Raw genomic sequence first — 22,323 nt, forward strand, 5'->3', positions numbered from 1 at the left:
TGCATGGCTCCCTGTGGAATCGGTCATTGCTCTACCTTGAGAGCGCTTTCATGCCAGTTGCGCAGTACCCGGTCGGACAGCCACACCATCAGCGCGAACAACAGAATGCCGGTGACGGTGATCAGGCCCAGAGCGGCGAACATGCGAGGAATGTTCAGGTTGTAACCGGCCTGCAGGATCAGATAGGCGAGCCCGGCCTGGTTGCCGCCGGTGCCGGCCACGAACTCCGCCACCACCGCGCCGATCAACGCCAGACCGGTACTGATACGCATGCCACCAAAAAAATACGGCAGGGCACTGGGTATGCGCAGGCGGATCAGCTGCTGCCAGCGTCCGGTCCGATACATGCGAAACATACTCATCAGATTGGGATCCACGCTGCGCAGCCCCAGCGTGGTATTGGAAATGATCGGAAAGATCGCGATGATCACCGCACACACGGTGAGTGCCCAGGTGGTGTCCTTGACCCAGATAATGATCAGCGGCGCGATGGCGACGATCGGTGTCACCTGCATCAGCACCGCATAGGGGAACAGACTCACCTCGATCCAGCGGCTCTGCACGAACAGCAGGGAAGCGGCGGTGCCAAGCACCACGGCGATCACGAATGCCAGCAACGTCACCTTCAATGTCATCATCAGGCTGTGAAACAACACCGCCCAGTCCGTGACGAAGGATTTGGCGATGGCCACCGGTCCGGGCAGGATGTACACCGGCAACTCGGCGGCGCGCACCGCCAGCTCCCAGAAACACAGGAACACCACACCCACGAATAAAGGCGCGGCGATCTGGACGAACCGTTCATTCTGCAATAGGGGCTGTTTCATCAGTGGTCCTCCTCACCTTGAGCACTGGCTTTTTCCAACGCCAGGGACACCCGCCGGCAGTAATCGGCGAACTCGGTGGACACGCGGAACTCGGCGCCACGGGGATAAGGTGCGTCGATCCTGACGTCCTCCACCACCCGGCCCGGACGCGCCGCCATTACCACCACCCGGTTGGAGAGATACACCGCCTCGTAAACGCTGTGCGTCACGAACACCACGGTCCAGCCTTTCTCTTTCCACAGACGCAAAACATCATCGTTGAGCCGGTTGCGGGTCATCTCGTCGAGGGCGCCGAACGGCTCATCCATCAGCAGCAGGTTCGGCTCGGTGACCATGGCGCGGGCGATGGAAGCCCGCATCTGCATCCCCCCGGACAGCTCCCTCGGGTAAGCGTTGCCGAACTTGCTCAACCCCACCATTTCCAGAGCCTGATCAATGCGGGCTTCCGCGTCCTCACCATGTTCATGGGCCAGATCCAGTGGCAAGCGCACGTTCTTGCGCACCCGCGCCCACGGCATCAGCGTGGCGTTCTGGAATACAAACGCCAGTTTGCGCCCCTTGCCTCCCACCACCTGGTAATCCTGTTCCCACCACTTCACCGTGCCGGAAGAGGCCTCGCCGAGGCCGGCCATCACCCGCAACAACGTGGATTTACCACAACCACTGGGGCCCAGCAGGCTGACGAATTCCCCTTCTCCGACGGTCAGATCCACTTCCTTCAATGCCACGGTGCCGTTGCCGTAGACCTTGTCCACGCCGGCGACCTCCACCACCGGGCGGCCACCAAACGCCCGCGCCGGATCGTCCGTCTTCGTCGATGCCGTCATTGACACCACCACCTCATCACGAATCGCCTTGAGTTGTTTCACCATGAGTTTCCCTCCGGATTCGTCAGCCATTGTCCGTGGCGGATACCACGGGCAGCTCCAGCCAGCTTTCGCTGACATCGAGCCGCAAAGTCATGATCGGGTAATCACTGCAACGGATATCGCCCTGAACCCGGCCGGAGCCGTCATTGAGCGCATAACCGGGATAACTGGCGCCGCTGATGCTCAGGCGCAAACACTGGCCGGCGGCGACGGTGGCGCATACCGCGCGTAAGGATACGGTCACCACCCCGCCAGCAACGCGTGCGTAACCCTGGGTCAGGTTGTGGCTGCGACCTTCGGGGTCCACCACGCCGAGCACCGCGCACAGATCAAAGCTGTCCACATCGGCGGCGCACGACAGCACCACGCGCACCTCGCCGGTCAGAGCCAGCGTTTCGGTCAGGGCCGCGGTGGTATAGGTAAGCACATCCGGGCGGGCGTCCAGCGCGGTACGCTCCTGAATGCCCGGAGACGGCGGCAAATGCCCTCCCTGTGTCGGCACCGGTCGCCAGGGATCGTGCACCCAAACGTCTTCCACCGGTTCCCCCACATCGGGCCTGGCGCGGAGCAAGCCGCCGTGCGGATCAATACCCGCCCGGCCATTGCTGGCCAGATACCATTTTTCCGCTTGCCGGCATGGCCAGGCCGAAAAATCCTTCCAGTCGCTCTCGCCCAGGTCATACAGGGAAATCGGCGGTTCCGCCGTCACCCCGTTGTTCTCGCCTTTGAGGAAAAAGTCGAACCAGCGCAATTGCAGATCGTCCACTGGCGAGCAGGCGCTGTCGCCCAACCAACGCTGCCCCACCTGGGGGATCCAGGGCAGATGCCCCCAAGGGCCCACCAACAGCCGTTGCGGCTGCCGGCCTTTTTGGAAATGCCGATAGGCGGAGAGAGTGCCGGTGAGGAAGCTGTCGTACCAGCCCCCCACATGCAGGGCTGGAATATCAACGTCGTCGAGCATGGTGCCCGGTGAACGTTGCCGCCAGTAATCACCGCCCGGAGCTTGATCCAGCCAATCGCCGTAGAACGTATCGGCAAGCGTTTCGCGCAAGGCCGGTGCCGCCGGATCAATCAGTTGTACCGGGGAAGGCGCATGTCCAATGCCATAACAGGCGCTGAAGCCGTCGGCATCGCCCCGCCGCCGGGCGCTCTCGGCGCCCAGTTGCGCCGCCCAGCTCAGGGTGTTGTACAGTCGCAACGCACCGCCTTCATAGGCCCAGTCCCGGTCCAGATGAAAAGCACACATGGCCGGCGCCATCACTTTCAGTGCCGGGTGCCGGCTGGCGGCGGCGAACAGTTGGGTGGTGCCCTGGTAGGAAAACCCGTACATGCCCACGCACCCATTACCGCCGGGCAGTTGTGATACCCATTCCAGGGTGTCCTCGCCATCGTCCCGCTCGTGGATGAACGGCTCGAACTCCCCTTCGGATGTGCCCCTGCCACGCACGTCCTGAATCACCACCAAATAGCCCCGGGCGGCGTACCAGCTCGGGTGGGCATAGGTCACCGTGGAGGCGATGCGGCGGCCGTACGGTTGGCGCATTAGCAACACCGGGAAGGGACCCGGCCCATCCGGGCTGTAGACATCGGCGTCCAGGCGAACCCCGTCACGGGTGCGCATGCTCATTACCGTGGGCAGAATGGCGCTCATGACGACGCCCCTTTGAGCACACGCATGTCGTCGTCATCGAGCACGTCGGGGACACCGGAGCGTATCAATCTGGAAAAGTTCTCGTCCGGCACCATCACGGTAAGTGTATAAAAACGGCCCTTGCCGGCATTTTCCACCACGTGCTCGGAGCCGGCACGCACCACCAGAGCGTCCCCTTTTTTCAATCTCACCCATTGGTCATCGCAACGGGCGCGCCCTTCACCTTCCAGTACGAAAAAGAATTCGTCCGCTTCCTTATGGGTGTTTGGCGGTGTGGTGCCGCCCTCGTCAAAAATTTCCACGCAGGCAATGAAGCCCAGACCGTCGCCGGGCCCATCGCAGATCACCACCAGCCGGTTGCTCTCCCCTTCCTTGATACGAAAGGCTTCAAACTGCTCGGGATGCTTGAACAGCGGCATCATGGTTGTGTTTCCTCCAAAGCCCGGCAGACGTCGCTGGCCAGGGCGGTAAATCCAAATATTTGCCGCGCGTTGTACAAGGTGGCGTCCCAACAGAACGCCGGCGAGGTGGTGGCGCAGCAGTCTTCCAGGAAAAGCGTGTCGTAGCCGAGAAAGTTGGCGTCCGCCAGGGTATGCAATACACACTGGTCAGCGTTGACGCCGGCGAACAGGCAGGTAGTGATGCCCAGGTTGCGCAGGATCGAATCCAGCGGCGTGTCCCAGAATCCGCTCATGCGGAACTTGGCCACCTGGATGTCGGCTTGATCCACGGCCAGTTCATCGACGACAGCGGCGCCCCAGCTTCCGGATTGCAGCACCGCGGCGCCCGTGGTCGGAACCGGCTCGCCCAGCCCGACGCCATTACCGGAGCCGTTGTAAACGTGCAATAAAGCCGGGCTTATGTTGCCGAGATCGGGGCGATTGCCCCAGTTGACCCAGATCACCGGCATACCCGCCCGCCGGAAACAAGGCAGCGCCGCTCGCAACGGTTCGATCGGCGCCCGCGCCGGCCGGTAGTCCACGCCGATGTGATCCAGCCAGCCACCGGCGCTACAAAAATCGTTCTGCATGTCCACCACCAGCAACGCGGTCCGGGACACATCCAGAGTAAGGTTCTTGGGCCGTGCCGCTATCGTCAGCGGGCGTACACGATGACCCGCGCGGCTCAGATCCGCGTGATCATCACTCACCCGCCAGCGGTTCCAGGGCTTGCGCCCTGTCGGCAGAGGATAAAGGGCATCCGATTGAGTCATGACACGACCTCGTATTCGCAGTTGAAAAAGAGCTCGCCTTGGGGTCGCGGTGCAGAGGGGCACCGAAACCCCGCGGCGAGACGCTCAAGGCGATCAGAAGCGGAACTGGGCCCCCACGCCGTAGCTATCGGCATCGCCAACGATCTCGACGTCGTCGTGCATGAACACGGCATACAAGTCCAACTGCTTGGCCAGCGGATAGCTGTAAGCCATGGACCAGGTGTCGCGCTCCGTCTCCCAGGCTCCGGTGAAATCGGAGTAACCGTAGGAACCCAGCACCGAACCACGGCCCGCCGGCACCGCGAAGCTGAAGACATAGGTATCGGTGTCCACGTCACCATTGAGGGTATCGGTGGCCAGGTTCTGGTACTGGGCAAACACTTTGATGATGTCGAAGTCGTAAGCGACCCCGACCATCACCGCGTCCTGATCGGTGGCGTCCGGAATGGCGCCGTACTCGCCGGCACTGACATCACCGACGGCAAGGGCACCCTGTTTGATGCTGTGCGCGGCCACGGTGGCCATGAACTTGCCATTGCGGTAAACCGCGTTACCGCCGACTTTGTTCTCGCCATGCTCGTCTTCTTCTTCACCGAAGGCATACATAAGAGTAGCGGTCAGACCGCCCATCTCCGGCGTGGTGTAGGCCAGGGAGTTACTCCAGCCGGAGTCCCCCATGATCGGTCCGTAGTTACCACCCTGGAAGGAATGCAGGATGGAGGGTGAAAAGGTGAAGGAGCCCCCCAGCGAGTTGCTGAACACCACCGGCAAATAATAGGGTGAGGTGTTACGGCCTGCTTTGATGGTACCGAAATCACCAGTGGCCCCTATGTAGGCACTGCGAGCGAAGAACTCGTCACCACCATAGCGTCCGTCTTCCGCGTTATCCGGACGGAAAAACATCTCGGCGGCGGCAATACCGGTAATCCCCGGTGTCAAATCCATACTGGCTTTGAAACCCAGGAACGAGGTAGCCATGCCCCCCGCGTCCATCTTGAGAGTGTCATCCCCCGTGGTTTTGTTACCCGCGCTACCCGCCCAGAGATCGAGCAGACCGTAGAACGAGACTTTCGCCTCGGCGGACACGGGCCCGGCGGCGGACATCAGCGCGGCGGCACCCAGAACGATTGCAGCTTGCTTCTTCAGTTTCACGTCTATTCCTCGTCAAATCAGCCAGGACATACCCGCCACTCATGAGGCCGGTGGGCATCCGGTGATCCCGAAGGTTTCACCGTTCCCGTAACCGCACCTGCCTCCCTATGGCCGGTGTCCGATACCTAAAATGCTCTTCGTTCCCCTAGAGCAATGTGCCGGCCCCTCAATACAACGGCGCCGAACCCCGTTCGCATGCGCAACCAAATCGATCTTGCATACAGAACACCGGAAACCTTTCAAAATGCATGCCACAAGGATTTAACGAGGAAAAACAACAGCTTATTCACTTTCTGTTTTTTCTTTTTTTGTTAACCTGGCGGGAAAAACCAAAGACGCGCTTTAAAAGGGCAAAGCATCGATTATTTCGCCCCACCATAGGGCTTTTTCTTTTCCATTAGCCCCCACAACCGATACCTTTTTTAGTTCGCCGTGCATACAAAAAGGCATCATTATTTCTGCCACTCCCCAGCTCCGCGCCATGAACTTTGCAGATATTTTCGCAGGCCAAAAAAAACCGGGGTATACCCCGGTTAAAAGAGATAAAGCGGAGAAGAGGCTACTGAACCGTAACCGCCTGGGTTTCGTGATCCTCTATCAAGGCCTGAATCATGCGTCGCATCACCAACCCCGGCTTATCCGACACCATGTGCCGTTCGTCACGGGGATCCAGAGGCACATCCGCGTCGGTGCTTTCAAGCACGTGCTTATCCTCCAGGGTCACCTTGCGGTCAAACGCCAGGATCGCGGCTTCATCGATGCCATTGCCATCGTCTTCCTGGAAGCAAAACTGCACCACCTGGGAACGGTTATTGGCCAGCGGCACCTGGCAATTGATGATCACGTGAGCAGGGCCGTCGGCGTAGTTGATACGCAGCCGGCAAATAAAGGGGGCATACCAACTGCAGTCCAGGAATCGTTCATTGTTGCGATCCTGGGCGTGATGGGCCTGCTTGACCCCCAGTCTGCCGGTATAGTGAAAGCCCCCGGGAAACTCTTCGATTTTCGCGTCCTCGGCCACCAGATGTTCAGGGCTGCCAAAGGTGCCCAGATGCACGTAGCTGGGATGGGCCATATCCAGCTCATTCTCCATCACCCGCAGGCCGGAAACCCGCCACTCCTCATAGAACTCGTGGATCAGGACAAAGCTATCGTCCGCCGCCTCGGGGAAATCGGGGATGTCGAACAACGGCTGCTCCAAGGCCACCCAGGCGTAGCCGTACTTTTCCCGGCAGGAGAACGCTTTGACCCGTCGTTTGGGCCCCGGATCACGATCCGGCATCTGCGGCACCAGTACGCACTGACCCTCCCGGTTGTAGCGCCAGCCGTGATACGGACAGGCAATGGCATTGTCACAAACTTCGCCAAGGGACAAACGGGCGGTGCGATGACAGCAACGGTCCTCCAGCGCCGCCGGAACGCCGTCGTCATCCAGAAACAACGCCAACGCCTGGCCGAGCAACTCGAACCGTTGCGGTCGCTGTTTCAGTTCCGACATCGGCATAACCGGGTACCAGAACCGGCGAAACACCGCGTGCTCCATAACATTCACGGGGATATCTCCTTTATATCAACGGTCAGTGGGCCGGTACCGCTCCGATTCCTGTTCGGCGGACGGAACGTCAGGCCGAGCAGGAACGAAGCCACCGTGGCCAACAGTAAAAAAACCAGCGCCGCGGAAAAGCCGAAGCCATCCCGCAACACCCCGAACAACAAGGGGCCACACGATCCCATCAGCATGCCGAATCCCAGCACCATGGCGGAAAGCCGACCGGCTTCCGTCGGCGTGTGGGCGTAATCCAGCGGCAATGTCAGGGCCAGGGGAAAGGAGCCGCCCAGGCCGAACCCGGCCAGCACCACCCAACTGGCGCCGCCCCAGGTTGGCGCCCAGCACAGACCGGCCAGCCCCAGCGACAGCAGCACCAAAGTCAGCGCCAGGGCCGGCCGCCGGTCCGGTTGCAGTTGCGCCACCGGCGGCACCAGCAAAGCGCCGGCGATCTGCGCCGCGGTATAGGCCACCAGCATGGCTCCGCCCTGCTCCTGAGTCAGACCAAGAGCCATATAGAACGGCACCAGCCACGCCAGTAACGTCATGTAGGCCAGCGAGCCGGTTCCCAGAAACAACGCCATCCGCCAGCCAAGGGCACTGCGCCAGGGCAGCCCCATCGGCCCGTCATCCGTGAATACCCGCAGGCGGCCAGGCCACAACAGCGCCGCCAGCAAGGCTGGCAACGCCCAGATCGCCAGCGATGCCTGCCAGGAACCCAGGGTGCTGATCGCCAGTGGCGCGGCGAGAGCCCCCAGGGCCGCGCCCAGATTCATCGCTGTGGTGTAGCCCCCCATCATCAGCGCCGCCCGGGAAGGAAAATACCGCTTGATCACCACCGGAATCAGTACCTGACCACAGGCAATCCCCAATCCGGCCAGTGCCGTCGCCAAAGCCAGCATTGGCAGCCAGTCACCGGCCCAGCGCAGGGCACAGCCCACCGCGATCAACAACAACGCCAGGCGCATACCGGCGCCAACACCGAGCCGGGCAATCAGCCAGCCACCGGCCAGAGAGACCAACCCCATGCAAAGGGTGGGGATCGCCGCCAGGGCCCCGACCAGAGTGCTGGACAGTCCCAGGTCCACGCGGATCAATTCCAGATTGGTACCGAGCGTGGTCAGCAATGGACGCAGATTGAGGCCCGCCAGCAGCACCATCAGCACCAGCCACCACAGCGCCGGAGCCTTTATCAAGGGCACGTCCGGCGTCCGCTTCATCAATGCAACTCCGCCGTGGCCCTGGCGGCCTGCTCTCGCAACGCTTCCATATCCAGCCCCGGAATGGCCCCGTTCTCCACCACCGGTTTGCCGTTCACCAACAGGCAGCGCAACGACGCGGTTCCCCCGGCGCACACCGGAGCCACCGCCACATCATGCGCGCCGAAGTAGCGGGGCTGATCCAGATCGTAGATCGCCAGATCCGCGGCACTGCCGACACTCAAAGTGCCGATGCCGTCCAGTCCCAATACCCGGGCCCCGCCTCGCGTGCCCCATTCGATCACTTCTTCGGCGGTGACGGCGTCGGCGCCGCCATGGGCACGGTGCACCATCCAGGCCAGATGCGCTTCCTGAATCATGTCGGCGGCCTCGTTGGAGGCGGCGCCGTCCACCGCCAGCGATACCGGAATACCCAGGCGCGACATCTCCGGAGCGCGGGCAATGCCGCTGCCCAGCCGGCAGTTACTTTGCGGGCAATGGGCGATCCCGGTGCCGGTTTGCAGCAGCAAAGGCAGCTCGTCGTCCGCCACATGAACCATGTGGGCAAACCAGACGTCGTCTCCAAGCCATTCGTTCTCGGCACAGAATTGCACCGGCGTCATGCCGTGCACTTCCCGGCAGTAGGTAACGTAGTCGCGCGTCTCCGACAGATGACTGTGCAGCCGAACCCCCATGGATCGGGCGGCCCGGGCCAGTTCCCTGAGCACCGCGGGATTCACCGAAAAGGTCGGCGTGGTCGGCGCCATCACCACCTGCCGCATGGGGTTGGGCCCCACCTGGTGATAGCGTTCGCGCAGCCGTTGCACATCGTTGATGATGTCGTCGACACGCTCCGATTCCAGATTATTGGGATAGCCCGGGTGCCGCCCTTTCTCCGTGGCGCCGCCACGGCACAATACGAATCGCAACCCCAAACGGTCCGCCACCTCGAACAGCACATCGCCCATCTCACTGTCGAGGCCGGCGTAGTAGATGTAATGATGGTCGGCACAAGTGGACGTGCCAGAGAGCAACAGTTCGGCCAACCCGACCATCGCCGCGGTTTCCAGATGACGGTCACGGATGCGGGTAAGGCGCGGGTAAGGCACCGCGCCGAGCCAGCCGAACAGCGGTTCGTTGATACCTTCCGGCACCGCTTTCAGCAGACTCTGGAACAGATGGTGGTGGGTGTTGATCCAACCGGGGTAGACCACGCAGCCGCGCGCTTCGATTACCCGTTCATCAGCGGCGGGGATCAACCCCGCCGCCATCTCGTGAATCACACCATCACGGATACGCAGATCCACCGCCCCCGCCCGGGCCTGCTCCCCGGGCAGACCGGTCATCACCGCTTCGGCGCCACGAATCAGCAGGTCGCTCATGACGCCTTTTCCTTCATCGGGATGCGGGCGCCGGAGATACGGGCCTCTTCCTCGCCAAAGCGGGCCAGCAACGCCAACAGCATCTTGCGCATCACCATGCCCGGCTGATCGGAAGGCATATGACGTTCCTCGCCGCTGGCGGTATCCAGAGGCGCATCGTAATCGGTACTTTCCAGAACCCTTTTGTCCTCTTCGGTCACCTGACGATCAAAAGCGATGATCTGTTCCGCCGGCGCGTCCTCCTCGGAGTCGCTGCGGTAAGCCCACTGACAGATCATGGAATGCTCATCATCGATCGGCGTGGCGTAGGTGATGATCGCGTGCACCAGCCCATTGGGGTACCGGATGTTGAGCTTGCGGCCGAACGGCATGAACCAGTTGCTGGTCATGTGCCGCTCGGTGGTATCGCTGTCCATCTTCAACAGCTTTTTCTGCAACGGCGGGTTGTTCACCGGCGCCACGGTTTCGAATCGAAAGCCAAAGTCTTCCTCGACGATGTTGAGCTTGGCCGGGATCGGCTTGTCGAACTGGCCAAAGCTTTCCCGATGCACGAAGCTGAAGTGAGCGTTATCGAAGGAGTTCTCCATCAGACGCAGGCCGGCGGTGCGCCAGACTTCATAAAACTGATGGATCACCCGGTAACCGGGTTCGTCGGCTTCCGGCATGTGAGGAATATCGGTTAGCGGATCACCGAGACACACCCACACGTAGCCGTAACGAGCCTCGGCATTGAAGGCACGGACCTTGGCGCGGCCCGCCGAGCGATCAGGCGTCTGCGGAATACGGACACAGCCGCCACCGCCGTCATAGGTCCAGCCGTGATAGGGGCAAACAATGTTGTCGCCCTCCACCCAGCCCAGGGACAAACGCGCGGTACGGTGCGCGCAGCGGTCCTCGGCGGCGTGCGGCTTGCCTTCGGAATCGAGCCACAGCACCAGCTCTTCGTTCATCAGCCGGAAGGGCTGGGGACCATCGCCAAGTTGTTCCAGTGGCATCACCGGATACCAGAAGCGACGCAGTACGGGTTGTTGAGTTGCAAGCATGGCCAGTCTCTCCAGTTGGGGCCCGCTCCACGTCCGGTAGCACTGCCACAACGGCAGCGGGCCCAGGCGAGGCAGCCCCCGCCCATTACCCCAGGGCCGGCTTGTCCTCAGATCAGGGTGGCGAGGGTCGTGCACCGCTTTGCGCCTCGCCACCATGGACACAAAGCGGTATACCATTATGGAACAGAATGTATGCAGTTACCGTGCCATCGGAACCGCCGGTTAGGGCATCACCGGCGGGTTGGGCAGGAATTCCAGGCTGTAGGCCTGTTTATAGTCCATATCCTCCGGCACCAGACCGGCCTTCGCCATGAAGTCGAAGGTGGCCTTCCAGCGTTCATCGGTCATCACCCCGAGCCCTTTGGTGGCGGCGTCACCACCGGCCACCAGGCCATATTCCTTGATCTTGCCAATGCCAAACGCGATCTGAGCATCGGTCATTCCCGGGTTATCCTGCTTGATCAGGGCATTGGCCGGCGCCGGATTTTCAAAGTAGCTTATCCAGCCCTCCATGGACGCCTGCACGAACTTACGCACCACCTCCGGATTGTCCTCGATCATTTCCCGGGTGGTTTCGATGGTCTGGGCGTAGGGGGGATAGCCGTAGTCGGCGAACAGGAAGATGGATGGCTTGACGCCGCCCTGCTCCATGGCAAACGGCTCGGAGGTGACATAGCCCTGTTGCACCACGCTCTTATCCGCCAGGAACGGCGCGACACTGAAGGTATAGGGGCGGATCATATCGTCGGAAAAGCCGAAACGTTGCTTCAACCAGGGCCAGAATGTCTGTTGCGCGCCGGAGAAAACATACACCGGCTGCCCCTTTATCTCCTCCAGCGACTTCACGTGAGGGTGCGCCAACAAAGCCTGTGGATCGCTTTGGAAAGGCGCCGCCACGGTCACCACGGGCATGTTCTGATTCACCGAATTGAGGTTGCGGATCGGATAGCCCATGGTGAAATCCTGCCGCCCGGCGAGCAGAAGCTGCAGATTGTTCACCTGCGGCCCGCCCATTGTGATGGTCACATCCAGTCCATACTTCTCATAGATCCCGGTGGCCTTGGCCTGATAGAAGCCGCCATGTTCCGCCTGGGCGAACCAGTTGGTGCCAAAAGTGATCTTGGTCAGTGGCTGCTGCGCCGTCGCCAGAGCAGGGATCAATAAAGCACAGCACAGCAACAACCCGCGCAAACGTTCACCCGGGAAACCCGTCCAGGCCTTAAGAGAAAATCTCATCATCGTTCTCCTTTTCACCAACTGGGGCCGGCGTCCTAGGGAAGCACCGGCGTTTGCGGCAGGAACTCCAGGGTGTAAGCCTTGTGGTAATCCACGTCGGCATCGACCAGACCCGCTGCCACCATGAAGTCGAACGTCTTCTCCCAGCGTTCATCGCTCATGTAGCCAATGCCCTTTTCCCCTGCGTCCCCGCCGGTGACGATGCCGAATTCCTTCAGCTTCTCGATGCCGAAAGCCAGCTGTTCATCGGTCATTTGCGGATTGTCTTTCTTGATCAGGGCATTACCGCGTTGCGGGTCTTGCAGGTAACTCTTCCACCCTTCCAGAGTGGCCTGGACAAATCGGCGCACCACATCCGGTTTTTCCTCGACCAGATCCCTACGCGTTTCCAGTGTCGCCGCGTAGGGCGGATAACCATGGTCCGCGAACAGGAAGATGTTCGGTTTGACGCCGCCCTTTTCCGCGGCGAAAGGCTCGGAACTGATATACGCCTGCTGCACCAACTCTTTGTCGGCCAGGAAGGGGCCCAGACTGAAGGTATAGGGCTTGGCCTGATCGTCGGTGAAACCGTATTCGGCTTTCAGCCAGGGCCAGTAGGTGGTGCGCGCCGAAGTGGATATCAGCACGGTGTGCCCCTTGACGTCTTCCAGCGATGCCACCTGCGGATGGGCGATCAGCCCCTGGGGGTCTTTTTGGAAGGTCGCCGCCACGGTCACCACCGGGAGCCCTTCCTTCACCGCATTGATATTGCGGATCGGATACCCCATGGTGAAGTCGTACTGCCCGGCCACCAGCAGTTGCAGGCCATTCACCTGGGGCCCACCCATTTTGATGTTCACGTCGAGACCGTACTTTTTGTAAATCCCCGCGGCCTTGGCCTGATAAAATCCGCCGTGCTCCGCCTGCGCGTACCAGCTGGTGCCTATGGTGACCTTGTCGTCGGCTTGAACACCGCCCGCGACACTCCCCACGATCGCCGCCATGACCACCCCCAGGCCAGTGCGACGATATCCGAACAGATGCTTTAAAAAACCGAATGACATGATTTCAGACTCCACAAAAAAGTGTTGGTCGGCCCTCAGTTTTGTATGCAAGCAACCTTCGTGCCGCCTTTTACTGCAATAAAAAAGAGCATGAGGCATGCCCCGTTTCAGGGCTCCCGGTTAGCGGCGGCCAGCTCCACCGATGCCGGCTCCGGTCGTACCTGCGCGGCCAGTCGCGCCACCCGCGCCCCCAACGCCCGGGCAATCGCCTTCTCGTTATCGTCCACGGACAAGGTGCCATCGAACCCAGTGACCGCCGAGGCGCCATAGGGAGAGCCGCCCTTACGTGTGCGCACCAGCGCGGGAACACTGTGCGGCACACCGGCAATGATCATCCCGTGCTGCATGAATGGGAGCAGCAGAGATAACAATGTCATCTCGTTACCGGAATGCATGCCACCGGTGGAAGTAAAGGCGGCGCCAACCTTGCCGATCAGCGCCCCTTCCCGCCACAACGGGGCCACTTCGTCGATAAAGGCGCGTAACGGTGTACTCATCAGGCCGTAGCGGGTCGGCGATCCCCAGACGATCCCCTTGGCCCAGCGCAGATCGTCCGCCGTGGCACGGGGCAGTTCACGATAAATTCGTTGTGTCTCCCGGTAGTCGGCTCGCTCACTATCGACACTGAATTCCGGCTCACTCAATTCCACCCGGCAGAGCCGGACCCGGGCACCGCCGCTGTCCGCTCCCTCGGCGATTTCCCGCGCCAGATCCAGGGTACTGCCGTAGCGGGAGTCGCAGATCACACACACAGTGGCGCCGTCCGAATCAATCGATGTCATGGCACATTCCTGAATAAAAAATGTATACAGGCAACTCCCGTGCCATGGTGATAACACCCCGAATACTGATACAGCCTTGCCGAATTGATGCGTTATATTTGTGCGCTCGCCCCTTTTTTGATCACTGTTTTAAGTCTTTTCGTCCACTTCACGGAAGCGCTTCCCTCGCTTCGCATCAAGCGATATGGTTCTCTCCTGATGTATACATTAGGGATGCCCGACCATGTCCAAGACTTTGCTGATCCGAGCCAGCCTGCTGACACCACTGGACGCGAACCGCTGGCAGTACATCAGTGACGGCGGCCTTTTGATCAAGGCCGGCCGCATCGTCGACGTGGACCGGATTGAACAATTCGCCGACGGCCGGGACCGCAACACTCTGGAGCTGGACGGCCTGCTGGTGCCCGGCTTCGCGGACGTTCATATTCATTGGGTGCAACATCATGTTCGCGGGCGCTTCCAGACCGACCTGATGGAATGGTTGCGCGAACACATCTGGCCGGAAGAAGCCGGCTTCGAGCACGCCGGGCTGGCCCATGGTCATGCCCGTGCTTTCTTCAGCGACACGCTCCGCGCCGGCACCACCCTGGGCATGGCCTATTCCAGCCCACACGACGACGCCCTGCGCATCGCCGCCGAACACGCCAGAGGCGACTGGATCCTGGGCAACGCCATCATGGAAAAATCCGCCCCGGAGCCGCTGCGCAGAGCCAGTCCGGATAACGCCGACGCCGTGGCACCGTTATTGGAGGAACTGGGCACCGCGCACTACGCCATTACTCCGCGCTTCGCTCTCAATTGCAGTGCCCGGCTGATGGGGGAACTGGGAGAACTGGCACAACGCACCGGTGCCTTTGTACAGACGCATTTGTCCGAGTCCCCGCAGGAGATCCGGGAAGTCCACGAGGCCTTCCCCGAGGCCAGGGACTACACCGACGTTTATGATCGGGCCGGGCTGTTAACCCCACGCACCGTGCTCGGCCACTGCATTCATCTTTCACAACGTGAGTACCACACCCTTGCCCAGCGGCGCAGTTGGATCGCGCACTGCCCTTCAAGCAACGAGGCCCTGGATAGTGGCCGGATGAATCTGGAAGCGATAAGGCGGCACCGGCTGCGGTTTGCTCTGGCCTCGGATGTGGGGGCGGGGCCTAGCCACAGCATGCTGCACGTCATGCAGCGCTTTGTGGACCAGCATCGTGCCGCCGGGGTCCCGGTAACACCGGAAGAAGCGCTCTACCGGGCCACCCAGGCCGGTGCGGACTGCCTTGGGCGTGGCCGTGAAGCCGGCAGTCTGACCGCGGGAAAAAGGGCGGACTTCGTTCTGCTGCCACGCCCGGCGGGCAAAGCCGGCATCGAGGACTGGTTCGAGGAATTACTGCGCGGAGACGCCGCCGATCTGGAGCGGCGCCCATTACAGACCTGGCTCGGCGGCACCCCGGTCTCACCCGACCCGGTCACATAAACGCAATAACGCGATACGATTCACCTGGTCCACCGCGGTCTTGCGTTCCTGTTCCAGGTCGTGCTCCAAACGGGCGGCAAAGGCATCCAGAATGTCGCCACGGTGCAATCCCTTTACCGCGATAATGAAAGGGAAACCGAAACGCTTTTGATAAGCGTCGTTGAGCGTTTGAAAGCGGGCGAATTGTTCCGGCGTGCATTGGTCAAGGCCCGCGGAAGCCTGCTCGACGCTGGAGTCCCGGGTCAGCTCACCGGCCAGTGCGGCTTTTCCGGCCAGATCCGGATGCGCTCTCAACACGCCCAGTTGGCGCTCCGGATCCGCCGCGCAAAATACTCTCGCCATCACCTCCGCCAATCCTTGCGGGGTGTCCTGCGGTTCGCCGAGCCCCAGCTGGTAAGCCTCTTTGGCAATCCATGGAGAATGTTCATAAACATCGCCGAACCGGTCGACGAAATCGGCCTCGCTGAGCCGGCTCGGGCGTGGTGTGAGACGGACGATGGTTTCAGCCATGGTGCTCCATCCAGTGTCGGGCAATATCGATACGCCGGGCGCACCACACCCCGTTATGGGCGCGCAGGTATTTGAGGAAGCGTTCCAGTGCCGCGGCCCGGCCCGGACGCCCCGCCAGCCGGCAATGCAAACCCACCGATAGCATACGCGGCTGCTCCGCCCCCTCCTGATACAGCGTGTCAAAAGCGTCACGCAGGTAAGTGAAAAACTGATCACCGTTGTTGAAGCCACCAGGGCTGGCGAAACGCATGTCGTTGGCATCCAGTGTGTAGGGCACCACCAAATGTTTGCGCCCGGACACGGTCATCCAGAACGGCAGCTCATCACTGTAGTCGTCGGCGTCATAGAGAAAGCCGCCATGCTCCACCACCAGCCGCCGGGTATTCGGACTGGTGCGGCCGGTGTACCAGCCCAGCGGTGGCGTGCCGGCGGCGCGAGTCAGCGCCTCCACCGCGCGGCCGATATGCTCCGCCTCCACCGCCTCCGGCACATATTGATAGTCAATCCAGCGATAGCCGTGACAGCAGATTTCGTGGCCCTGCTCCACCATGGTGCGAATGACTTCCGGATGCCGCTCCGCCGCCATGCCCACGGCGAACACGGTGAGCGGAATCCGATAGCGCTGAAACAGTTTCAACAGACGCCATACCCCGACCCGGCTGCCGTATTCGTAGAGTGATTCCATGCTCATATGACGTACGCCTTCGCGCGCGTCGGCCCCGACCATTTCCGACAAGAAGGACTCCGAAGCCGGATCACCATGCAGGATGCAATTCTCCCCTCCTTCTTCGTAATTAAGCACGAACTGCACTGCCACACGGGCACCATCGGGCCAGTGTGGATTCGGTGGACTGGCCCCATAGCCGATCAGGTCACGGGGATAAGACGGATCGCTCATGTTTGCCTCCACTCTGGCATCAATCATGCATGTATACATTTACTGATAAGTATTGTCGACATTAAATATGGACACAGGAGCGCACATGGGCCGATTGACCACCCACGTTCTGGACACCAGCAGTGGCTGTCCCGCCGCCGGCCTCGATCTCCAGTTGTGGCGAATAGAGGGAAACCAGGCCCGTCTGTTGACTGAATGCAAAACCAATGCCGATGGACGTTGTGACGCGCCGCTACTTGACGGCGGCACCATGGTAAGCGGGGTATACCAACTAAACTTCGCGGTGGGGGACTACTTCCTTGCCCAAGGCATTTCCTCATCAACCCCGGCGTTTCTGGATGACGTAGTGGTCCGGTTCGGCATCAGCACCCCCGACCAGCATTACCACGTTCCACTGCTGGTCTCTCCCTACGGTTACAGCACCTACCGCGGCAGTTAACAGGGGAGAAACGATGGAAGCGCATCTGTACGAATGGGCCAACCTGCTGATCCGCTGGCTGCACATCACCGTCGGCATAGCCTGGATAGGGGCTTCTTTCTATTTCAATTGGCTGGAGAACCATCTGCAGCGAGAGGGCCATAAGCCACCGGGCGTCGCTGGTACTCTCTGGGCCATCCACGGTGGCGGCTTTTACTACCTGCAGAAATATCAGGTGGCGCCGGAACAACTGCCCGAACGTCTGCACTGGTTCAAATGGGAAGCCTATTACACCTGGATGAGCGGCTTCCTGCTGTTGTTCGTGGTGTATTACCTGAATGCCGGAACCAATCTGATCGATCCCTCGGTGGCGGAGTTATCCCCTCTTGCCGCCAGTCTGATCGGCATTAGCGTTCTGATTCTCTCCTGGCTGGTGTACGACGGACTGTGCCGCTCACCACTGGGCCGGCGTCCTGCGCTGCTGGCGGCAGTGGGCTTTATCTTGCTGGTGGCTCTGGCCTGGGGACTGAGCCAGATTTTCAGCGGCCGTGGCGCCTATATTCATGTCGGCGCCGCCATTGGCACCTGCATGGTCGCCAACGTCTTTTTCGTGATCATTCCCGGCCAGCGCGCCATGGTGGATGCCATGACCGCCGGTCGCGAACCGGATGCCGCCAGGGGCCTGGCCGGAGCGCAACGCTCCCGGCACAACAATTATCTGACTCTGCCGGTGCTGTTCATCATGATCAGCAACCATTTCCCCGGCACCTACGGCAGCCACTGGAACTGGTTGATTCTGGCCACCCTGATGGCGACCAGCATATTGATTCGTCACTACTTCAACATCCGCCATCTGCCCCGACCCGCCAAGATTGCATTGCCGCTGGCCGGCGCAGCCGGACTGGTCGTGTTGATCATATTCACCACGCCGGCCGGGCCGGCTCCGGCGGAGGCGGGCCTGCCACCAGTGCCCTTCTCCCAGGTGGAAAGCATCGTGCAGGAACGCTGTGCCGGCTGCCATGCGGCGCGCCCTGATTTCGCCGGCTTCGCCACGCCACCCAAGGGCGTGCGGCTGGATACGCCGGCGCAAATCCGCGCCCACAAAACCCAGATCGGCCAGTTGGCCGTGACCACTTCGGTGATGCCGCCAGGCAACATCACCCGCATCACCGACGACGAACGCGCGTTGCTGGCCCGCTGGTTGCAACAAGGCGCGGAACACAATTCGGAAAACAGTCAGACGGAATAAACCGGCAGTGACCGGAACCATGGAGCCTCCAATGACGGACACCATCATCGCCTACCCTAATCTCGCCGCCGCCCGGCTGGGCACCGAGATCGTATCGGTTACCGACCAGTTCTTCGCCAGCGCCGAACGCATGTTGGCGGAGACACCCCCCCGATTCATCGCCGACAAATTCGATGATCACGGCAAATGGATGGATGGCTGGGAAACCCGCCGCCGCCGCGGCCCCGGACACGACAGCGCAATCGTGCGTCTGGGCGCCCCCGGTGACGTCCACCAACTGGAAATCGATACCGCTCACTTCACCGGCAACTACCCCATGGCCGCCTCCGTGGACGCCTGCGTCCTCGACGATGGCGAGGATCCGGCTTCCGCTCGCTGGCAGCCCCTGCTGACCATGACCGCTCTGCAAGGCGACCATCCGCACCGCTTCACCTTGCCTGCCCCACGCCATGCCACCCACGTTCGTCTGAACCTCTATCCCGACGGCGGCGTCGCGCGCTTTCGTGTGCTGGGCCGCCCACGAGTGGACTGGGCCGGCGTTGACGCGGACCAGGAAGTGGAACTGTCGGCGGCCCGGCTTGGCGGCCAGGTCCTGGCTCTGAGCGACGCCCACTACGGCTGGCCGCACTCCCTGCTCTATCCCGGCCGGGGCCTTAACATGGGGGACGGCTGGGAAACCCGGCGGCGCCGCGAACCAGGTTTCGACTGGTGCGTGATCGGTCTGGGCCACCGTGGCCGTGTCACCGGACTGGAAGTGGACACGGCCTTTTTTAAAGGCAACTTTCCGGCTCAGGTATCGGTGCAAGCGGCCAATCTGGAAGGCCATGCGGACACCGCCCTGCTGCGTGCCTCCAGTATGTTCTGGCCGACGCTGCTGACACCGCAACCGCTGGGCCCGGATGCCATACACCATTTCCAGGACCAGTTGGAAACCCTGGATGCGGTGACCCATGTTCGTCTTAACATGCACCCGGATGGCGGCATCAGCCGCTTCCGCGTGTTCGGCCAGATACAATGACCACTCAAGAGCTGACACTGGAGCCGTTGACGGCGGAGGCGTTCACCCCCTTCGGCGACCTCATCCACAGCCATGAGCGGGACTACTTCCTGATCAACGATGGCCAATGCCGGCGTTACCACCGGCTGGCCAAAGTGGAAACCGGCACCGACGGCGGCGCCATTCTCAGTCTGTTCCGGCCGCGACCGATCTCACTACCGCACACTCTGGTGCTGATGGAACGCCACCCCCTCGGCAGCCAGGCGTTCGTGCCGCTGGCCGGTCAGCCTTACATCGTGGTGGTCGCCCCTCCCGGACCACCGCCGGCGGTGGCGGACCTGCGCGCTTTTTTGATCACCGATGGCACCGGCGTCAATTATCACGCGGGCACCTGGCATCATCCCCTGCTGGCCCTTTCGCCTGACGGCGACTTTCTGGTAGTGGACCGGGAAGGCCCGGGCAGCAATTGCGAGGAACATCTTCTGGAGGGTATCCGCCTCCCGGTTGCACCCGTATAAAGGTCTGTATACATTCCGGTAGTCCCAAAAAAAGGAATAACGGTACCCATGGCTGTCGATCCCCGCACGGACAAACAGACCGCCGCGTCGCTGGACGCCATGCACACCAATGGCAGCCGGGGCTCGCGCAAAGCCACCGACCAGACCATCTACGATTCCATCTATCAGGCGGTACTGACCCAGCGGCTGCCTCCCGGTTCGAAGCTGCCGGAAGTGGCGTTAAGCGAACTGTTCGGAGTGAGCCGGTCCATCGTGCGCAAGGCACTGACCCGGTTGGCATCCGATCACGTCACCGAACAAAGCCCCAATCAAATGGCGGTGGTGGCCAGACCCGGCATCGAGGAAACCCGACAAATTTTCGCCGCCCGCCGCCTGGTGGAAGGGGAGGTCACCCGCCTGGTGGCCGGCACCCTGGGCAAATCCGAGGCACAAACCCTGCGCAAACTGATCAAGGAAGAAAAGAGCGCCCACGAGCGTGGCCAGGACCAACACCGCGTGCACTGCTCCATGGCAATTCACCAGTATCTGGCTCGTCAGTGCCCCAATCAGGTGCTCGGCAAGATGATGCTGGAACTGGTATTGCGCACCTCCATTGTCATCGCGCTATACAAAGCCCCGGGCATCACCGCCTGCTTTCTTGGTAATGATCACGGTCGCCTGGCCGATCTGATTATCAAGGGCGAGGCAGACCAGGCCGCGCAACTGGCGCGGGAACACCTGGACACCCTTGAAGGCCTGCTGGATCTGGATGAGCCCTCCGGCGACATCGATCTGGCAAGCATCTTGCGTTACACCTGAGGTAAAACGGACCGCTGGTCCTGGCGACGGCCCTCTCGGCCGGGTTTGAGTGTGCGCCACCGGTGGCGGTATACAGGTCAGTGTACGTTCTTCCGCGCCGCCCTTGGGTCGCGCTATTTCGCGTTTGCTTTTCTGTTTTTTTAGATAAAAGGAGCCCGGGCGATGAGCCGCACTCTGTTACTGAACAACGCCACGGTCGTGGCGACCATGGACGATCACGGTACCGAGATCCGTGACGGCGCCGTTCTGATCGAAGGCAACCGCATTCGCGCGGTGGGCCCGAGCCACACCCTGTCCCGGGAGGCGGACGAAACCATCGACCTCAGTGGCCATGTGCTGATACCCGGTCTGGTCAACACCCATCACCATATGTTCCAGAGCCTGACCCGGGCCTTACCGGCGGCGCAGAACGCCGAGCTGTTCGACTGGCTCGACGCCCTGTTTCCGGTCTGGGCCAATATCACTCCGGAAATGATGACGGTGTCGGCGCAAACCGCCATGGCGGAATTGATGCTTTCCGGGTGCACCACCGCCGCCGACCACGCTTACTTCTATGTCAATGGCGGCCGCCTGGAGGACAACATCGAGGCGGCTTCGATCATGGGCCTGCGGTATCACGGTGTCCGTGGCGCCATTACGCTGGGCAAAAGCCAGGGCGGGCTGCCGCCGGATCTGGTGGTGGAGAAGAATGAGGACGCGGTACTCAAGGAAATGCAGCGAGTGGTGGAAGCGCACCACGACGCCAGTAGCGACGCCATGCTGCAGGTAGCGCTGGGACCATCGTCGCCGTTCACGGTAACACCGGATCTGATGCGCCAGAGCGCGGTTCTGGCGCGCGATCTCGGCGTGCGACTGCATACCCATACCGCCGAAAACGGCAAGGATCTGGCGTTCAGCCAGCAGCGGTATGGCATGACACCGGCACAGTTCGCCGAGGAAATGAACTGGGTCGGCGATGACGTCTGGCACGCTCACTGTGTGCACCTGGACGATCACGGCATTCAGCTGTTCGGCCGCACCGGCACCGGCGTGGCCCACTGCCCCTGTTCCAATATGCGCCTGGCATCGGGCCACGCCCCGATCCGTCGCATGCTGGATAACGGTGTCCGTGTCGGCCTGGGCGTGGACGGCTCCGCTTCCAACGACGGCAACGATCTGTTGGGAGAGGCCCGCCAGGCCATGCTGGTGGCGCGGGTCCGTGACGAAGATCCAGCAGCCCTGTCGGCCCGCGAAGCCCTGCGGCTGGCCACCCGTGGCGGCGCCGAAGTGCTGGGGCGCGGTGATCATCTGGGGCGTATTCAGGCCGGCTACTGCGCTGATCTGGTGGCCTGGAAACTGGACGACATCGCCTTCGCCGGCGGCTTGTCCGATCCGCTGGCGGCCCTGTTGTTCTGTGCGCCCCGACGAGTTTCGCTGAGTATCGTCAATGGCAAGACGGTGGTGCGTGACGGACAACTCACCACCGTGGAACTGCCACGCCTGGTGGAACGGCACAATCAGTTGTCGCGGATATTGATCGACGGCTAG

At 61.5% G+C, this 22,323-nt stretch carries 22 protein-coding genes; 7 read left to right on the plus strand and 15 right to left on the minus strand.

Annotated elements, in window-relative coordinates; genetic code table 11:
• Nucleotides 1-23: 23 nt before the first annotated feature.
• The 13 genes from B5T_RS19355 to wrbA form a co-directional block, all read right to left on the minus strand.
• A complete protein-coding gene (locus B5T_RS19355) occupies nt 24-827 on the minus strand; it encodes an ABC transporter permease (RefSeq protein ID WP_014996212.1) in 804 nt (267 codons plus the stop codon).
• On the minus strand, nt 827-1,699 hold the full coding sequence (locus tag B5T_RS19360) for an ABC transporter ATP-binding protein (protein ID WP_014996213.1): 873 nt from the start codon (nt 1,697-1,699) through the stop codon (nt 827-829). The genes B5T_RS19355 and B5T_RS19360 overlap by 1 nt, the downstream gene beginning before the upstream one ends.
• Nucleotides 1,700-1,718: 19 nt before the next feature.
• Complete coding sequence (locus tag B5T_RS19365) at nt 1,719-3,347, minus strand: CocE/NonD family hydrolase (RefSeq protein ID WP_014996214.1); 1,629 nt, start codon at nt 3,345-3,347, stop codon at nt 1,719-1,721.
• Entirely contained in the window at nt 3,344-3,769 is a 426-nt protein-coding gene (locus tag B5T_RS19370; protein ID WP_014996215.1) for a cupin domain-containing protein, read from the minus strand. Before B5T_RS19370 ends, B5T_RS19365 begins: the two co-directional genes overlap by 4 nt.
• A complete protein-coding gene (locus tag B5T_RS19375) occupies nt 3,766-4,560 on the minus strand; it encodes a cysteine hydrolase family protein (RefSeq protein WP_014996216.1) in 795 nt (264 codons plus the stop codon). Before B5T_RS19375 ends, B5T_RS19370 begins: the two co-directional genes overlap by 4 nt.
• Nucleotides 4,561-4,653: 93 nt before the next feature.
• Entirely contained in the window at nt 4,654-5,712 is a 1,059-nt protein-coding gene (locus tag B5T_RS19380) for a porin (protein WP_014996217.1), read from the minus strand.
• Nucleotides 5,713-6,271: 559 nt separating this feature from the next.
• Nucleotides 6,272-7,255: a Rieske 2Fe-2S domain-containing protein gene (locus B5T_RS19385; protein WP_041717140.1), complete on the minus strand. Its 984-nt coding sequence runs from the start codon at nt 7,253-7,255 to the stop codon at nt 6,272-6,274.
• Between the two features lie 5 nt (nt 7,256-7,260).
• A complete protein-coding gene (locus B5T_RS19390) occupies nt 7,261-8,478 on the minus strand; it encodes an MFS transporter (RefSeq protein WP_014996219.1) in 1,218 nt (405 codons plus the stop codon).
• On the minus strand, nt 8,478-9,839 hold the full coding sequence (locus B5T_RS19395) for an amidohydrolase family protein (protein WP_014996220.1): 1,362 nt from the start codon (nt 9,837-9,839) through the stop codon (nt 8,478-8,480). Before B5T_RS19395 ends, B5T_RS19390 begins: the two co-directional genes overlap by 1 nt.
• Entirely contained in the window at nt 9,836-10,882 is a 1,047-nt protein-coding gene (locus B5T_RS19400) for an aromatic ring-hydroxylating dioxygenase subunit alpha (RefSeq protein ID WP_014996221.1), read from the minus strand. Before B5T_RS19400 ends, B5T_RS19395 begins: the two co-directional genes overlap by 4 nt.
• A gap of 222 nt (nt 10,883-11,104) precedes the next feature.
• Nucleotides 11,105-12,118, minus strand: coding sequence for an ABC transporter substrate-binding protein (locus B5T_RS19405; RefSeq protein ID WP_148279304.1), 1,014 nt, complete (start codon nt 12,116-12,118; stop codon nt 11,105-11,107).
• Between the two features lie 35 nt (nt 12,119-12,153).
• On the minus strand, nt 12,154-13,161 hold the full coding sequence (locus tag B5T_RS19410; protein WP_014996223.1) for an ABC transporter substrate-binding protein: 1,008 nt from the start codon (nt 13,159-13,161) through the stop codon (nt 12,154-12,156).
• 107 nt (nt 13,162-13,268) lie between these two features.
• Nucleotides 13,269-13,943: an NAD(P)H:quinone oxidoreductase gene (wrbA, locus tag B5T_RS19415; RefSeq protein ID WP_014996224.1), complete on the minus strand. Its 675-nt coding sequence runs from the start codon at nt 13,941-13,943 to the stop codon at nt 13,269-13,271.
• Between the two features lie 223 nt (nt 13,944-14,166).
• Here wrbA and B5T_RS19420 point away from each other — a divergent pair, with 223 nt between their 5' ends.
• Nucleotides 14,167-15,408, plus strand: a complete 1,242-nt coding sequence (locus tag B5T_RS19420) for an amidohydrolase family protein (RefSeq protein WP_014996225.1) — start codon at nt 14,167-14,169, stop codon at nt 15,406-15,408.
• Here B5T_RS19420 and uraD read toward each other — a convergent pair.
• Together uraD and puuE are read right to left on the minus strand one after the other, a co-directional pair.
• The gene (gene uraD / locus B5T_RS19425; RefSeq protein ID WP_014996226.1) at nt 15,388-15,918 is read right to left on the minus strand and encodes a 2-oxo-4-hydroxy-4-carboxy-5-ureidoimidazoline decarboxylase; all 531 of its coding nucleotides are present in this window, start codon (nt 15,916-15,918) and stop codon (nt 15,388-15,390) included. The genes B5T_RS19420 and uraD overlap by 21 nt on opposite strands.
• Nucleotides 15,911-16,816: an allantoinase PuuE gene (puuE, locus tag B5T_RS19430; protein ID WP_014996227.1), complete on the minus strand. Its 906-nt coding sequence runs from the start codon at nt 16,814-16,816 to the stop codon at nt 15,911-15,913. Before puuE ends, uraD begins: the two co-directional genes overlap by 8 nt.
• An 85-nt stretch (nt 16,817-16,901) precedes the next feature.
• Here puuE and uraH point away from each other — a divergent pair, with 85 nt between their 5' ends.
• From uraH to B5T_RS19460, 6 genes are all read left to right on the plus strand, one after another.
• Nucleotides 16,902-17,255 carry a hydroxyisourate hydrolase gene (gene uraH / locus B5T_RS19435; RefSeq protein ID WP_014996228.1) on the plus strand — a complete coding sequence of 118 codons (354 nt, stop codon included), beginning with the start codon at nt 16,902-16,904 and terminating at the stop codon, nt 17,253-17,255.
• A gap of 13 nt (nt 17,256-17,268) precedes the next feature.
• On the plus strand, nt 17,269-18,483 hold the full coding sequence (locus B5T_RS19440; protein WP_014996229.1) for a urate hydroxylase PuuD: 1,215 nt from the start codon (nt 17,269-17,271) through the stop codon (nt 18,481-18,483).
• A 31-nt stretch (nt 18,484-18,514) separates the two neighbouring features.
• Entirely contained in the window at nt 18,515-19,501 is a 987-nt protein-coding gene (gene alc, locus B5T_RS19445) for an allantoicase (protein WP_014996230.1), read from the plus strand.
• Nucleotides 19,498-19,998, plus strand: coding sequence for an ureidoglycolate lyase (locus tag B5T_RS19450; protein WP_014996231.1), 501 nt, complete (start codon nt 19,498-19,500; stop codon nt 19,996-19,998). The genes alc and B5T_RS19450 overlap by 4 nt, the downstream gene beginning before the upstream one ends.
• A 48-nt stretch (nt 19,999-20,046) precedes the next feature.
• Nucleotides 20,047-20,796: a GntR family transcriptional regulator gene (locus tag B5T_RS19455; RefSeq protein ID WP_014996232.1), complete on the plus strand. Its 750-nt coding sequence runs from the start codon at nt 20,047-20,049 to the stop codon at nt 20,794-20,796.
• Between the two features lie 162 nt (nt 20,797-20,958).
• Complete coding sequence (locus B5T_RS19460; protein WP_014996233.1) at nt 20,959-22,323, plus strand: 8-oxoguanine deaminase; 1,365 nt, start codon at nt 20,959-20,961, stop codon at nt 22,321-22,323.

Source organism: Alloalcanivorax dieselolei B5 (genome assembly GCF_000300005.1).
In the GTDB taxonomy this organism is placed as follows: Bacteria; Pseudomonadota; Gammaproteobacteria; order Pseudomonadales; family Alcanivoracaceae; genus Alloalcanivorax; species Alloalcanivorax dieselolei.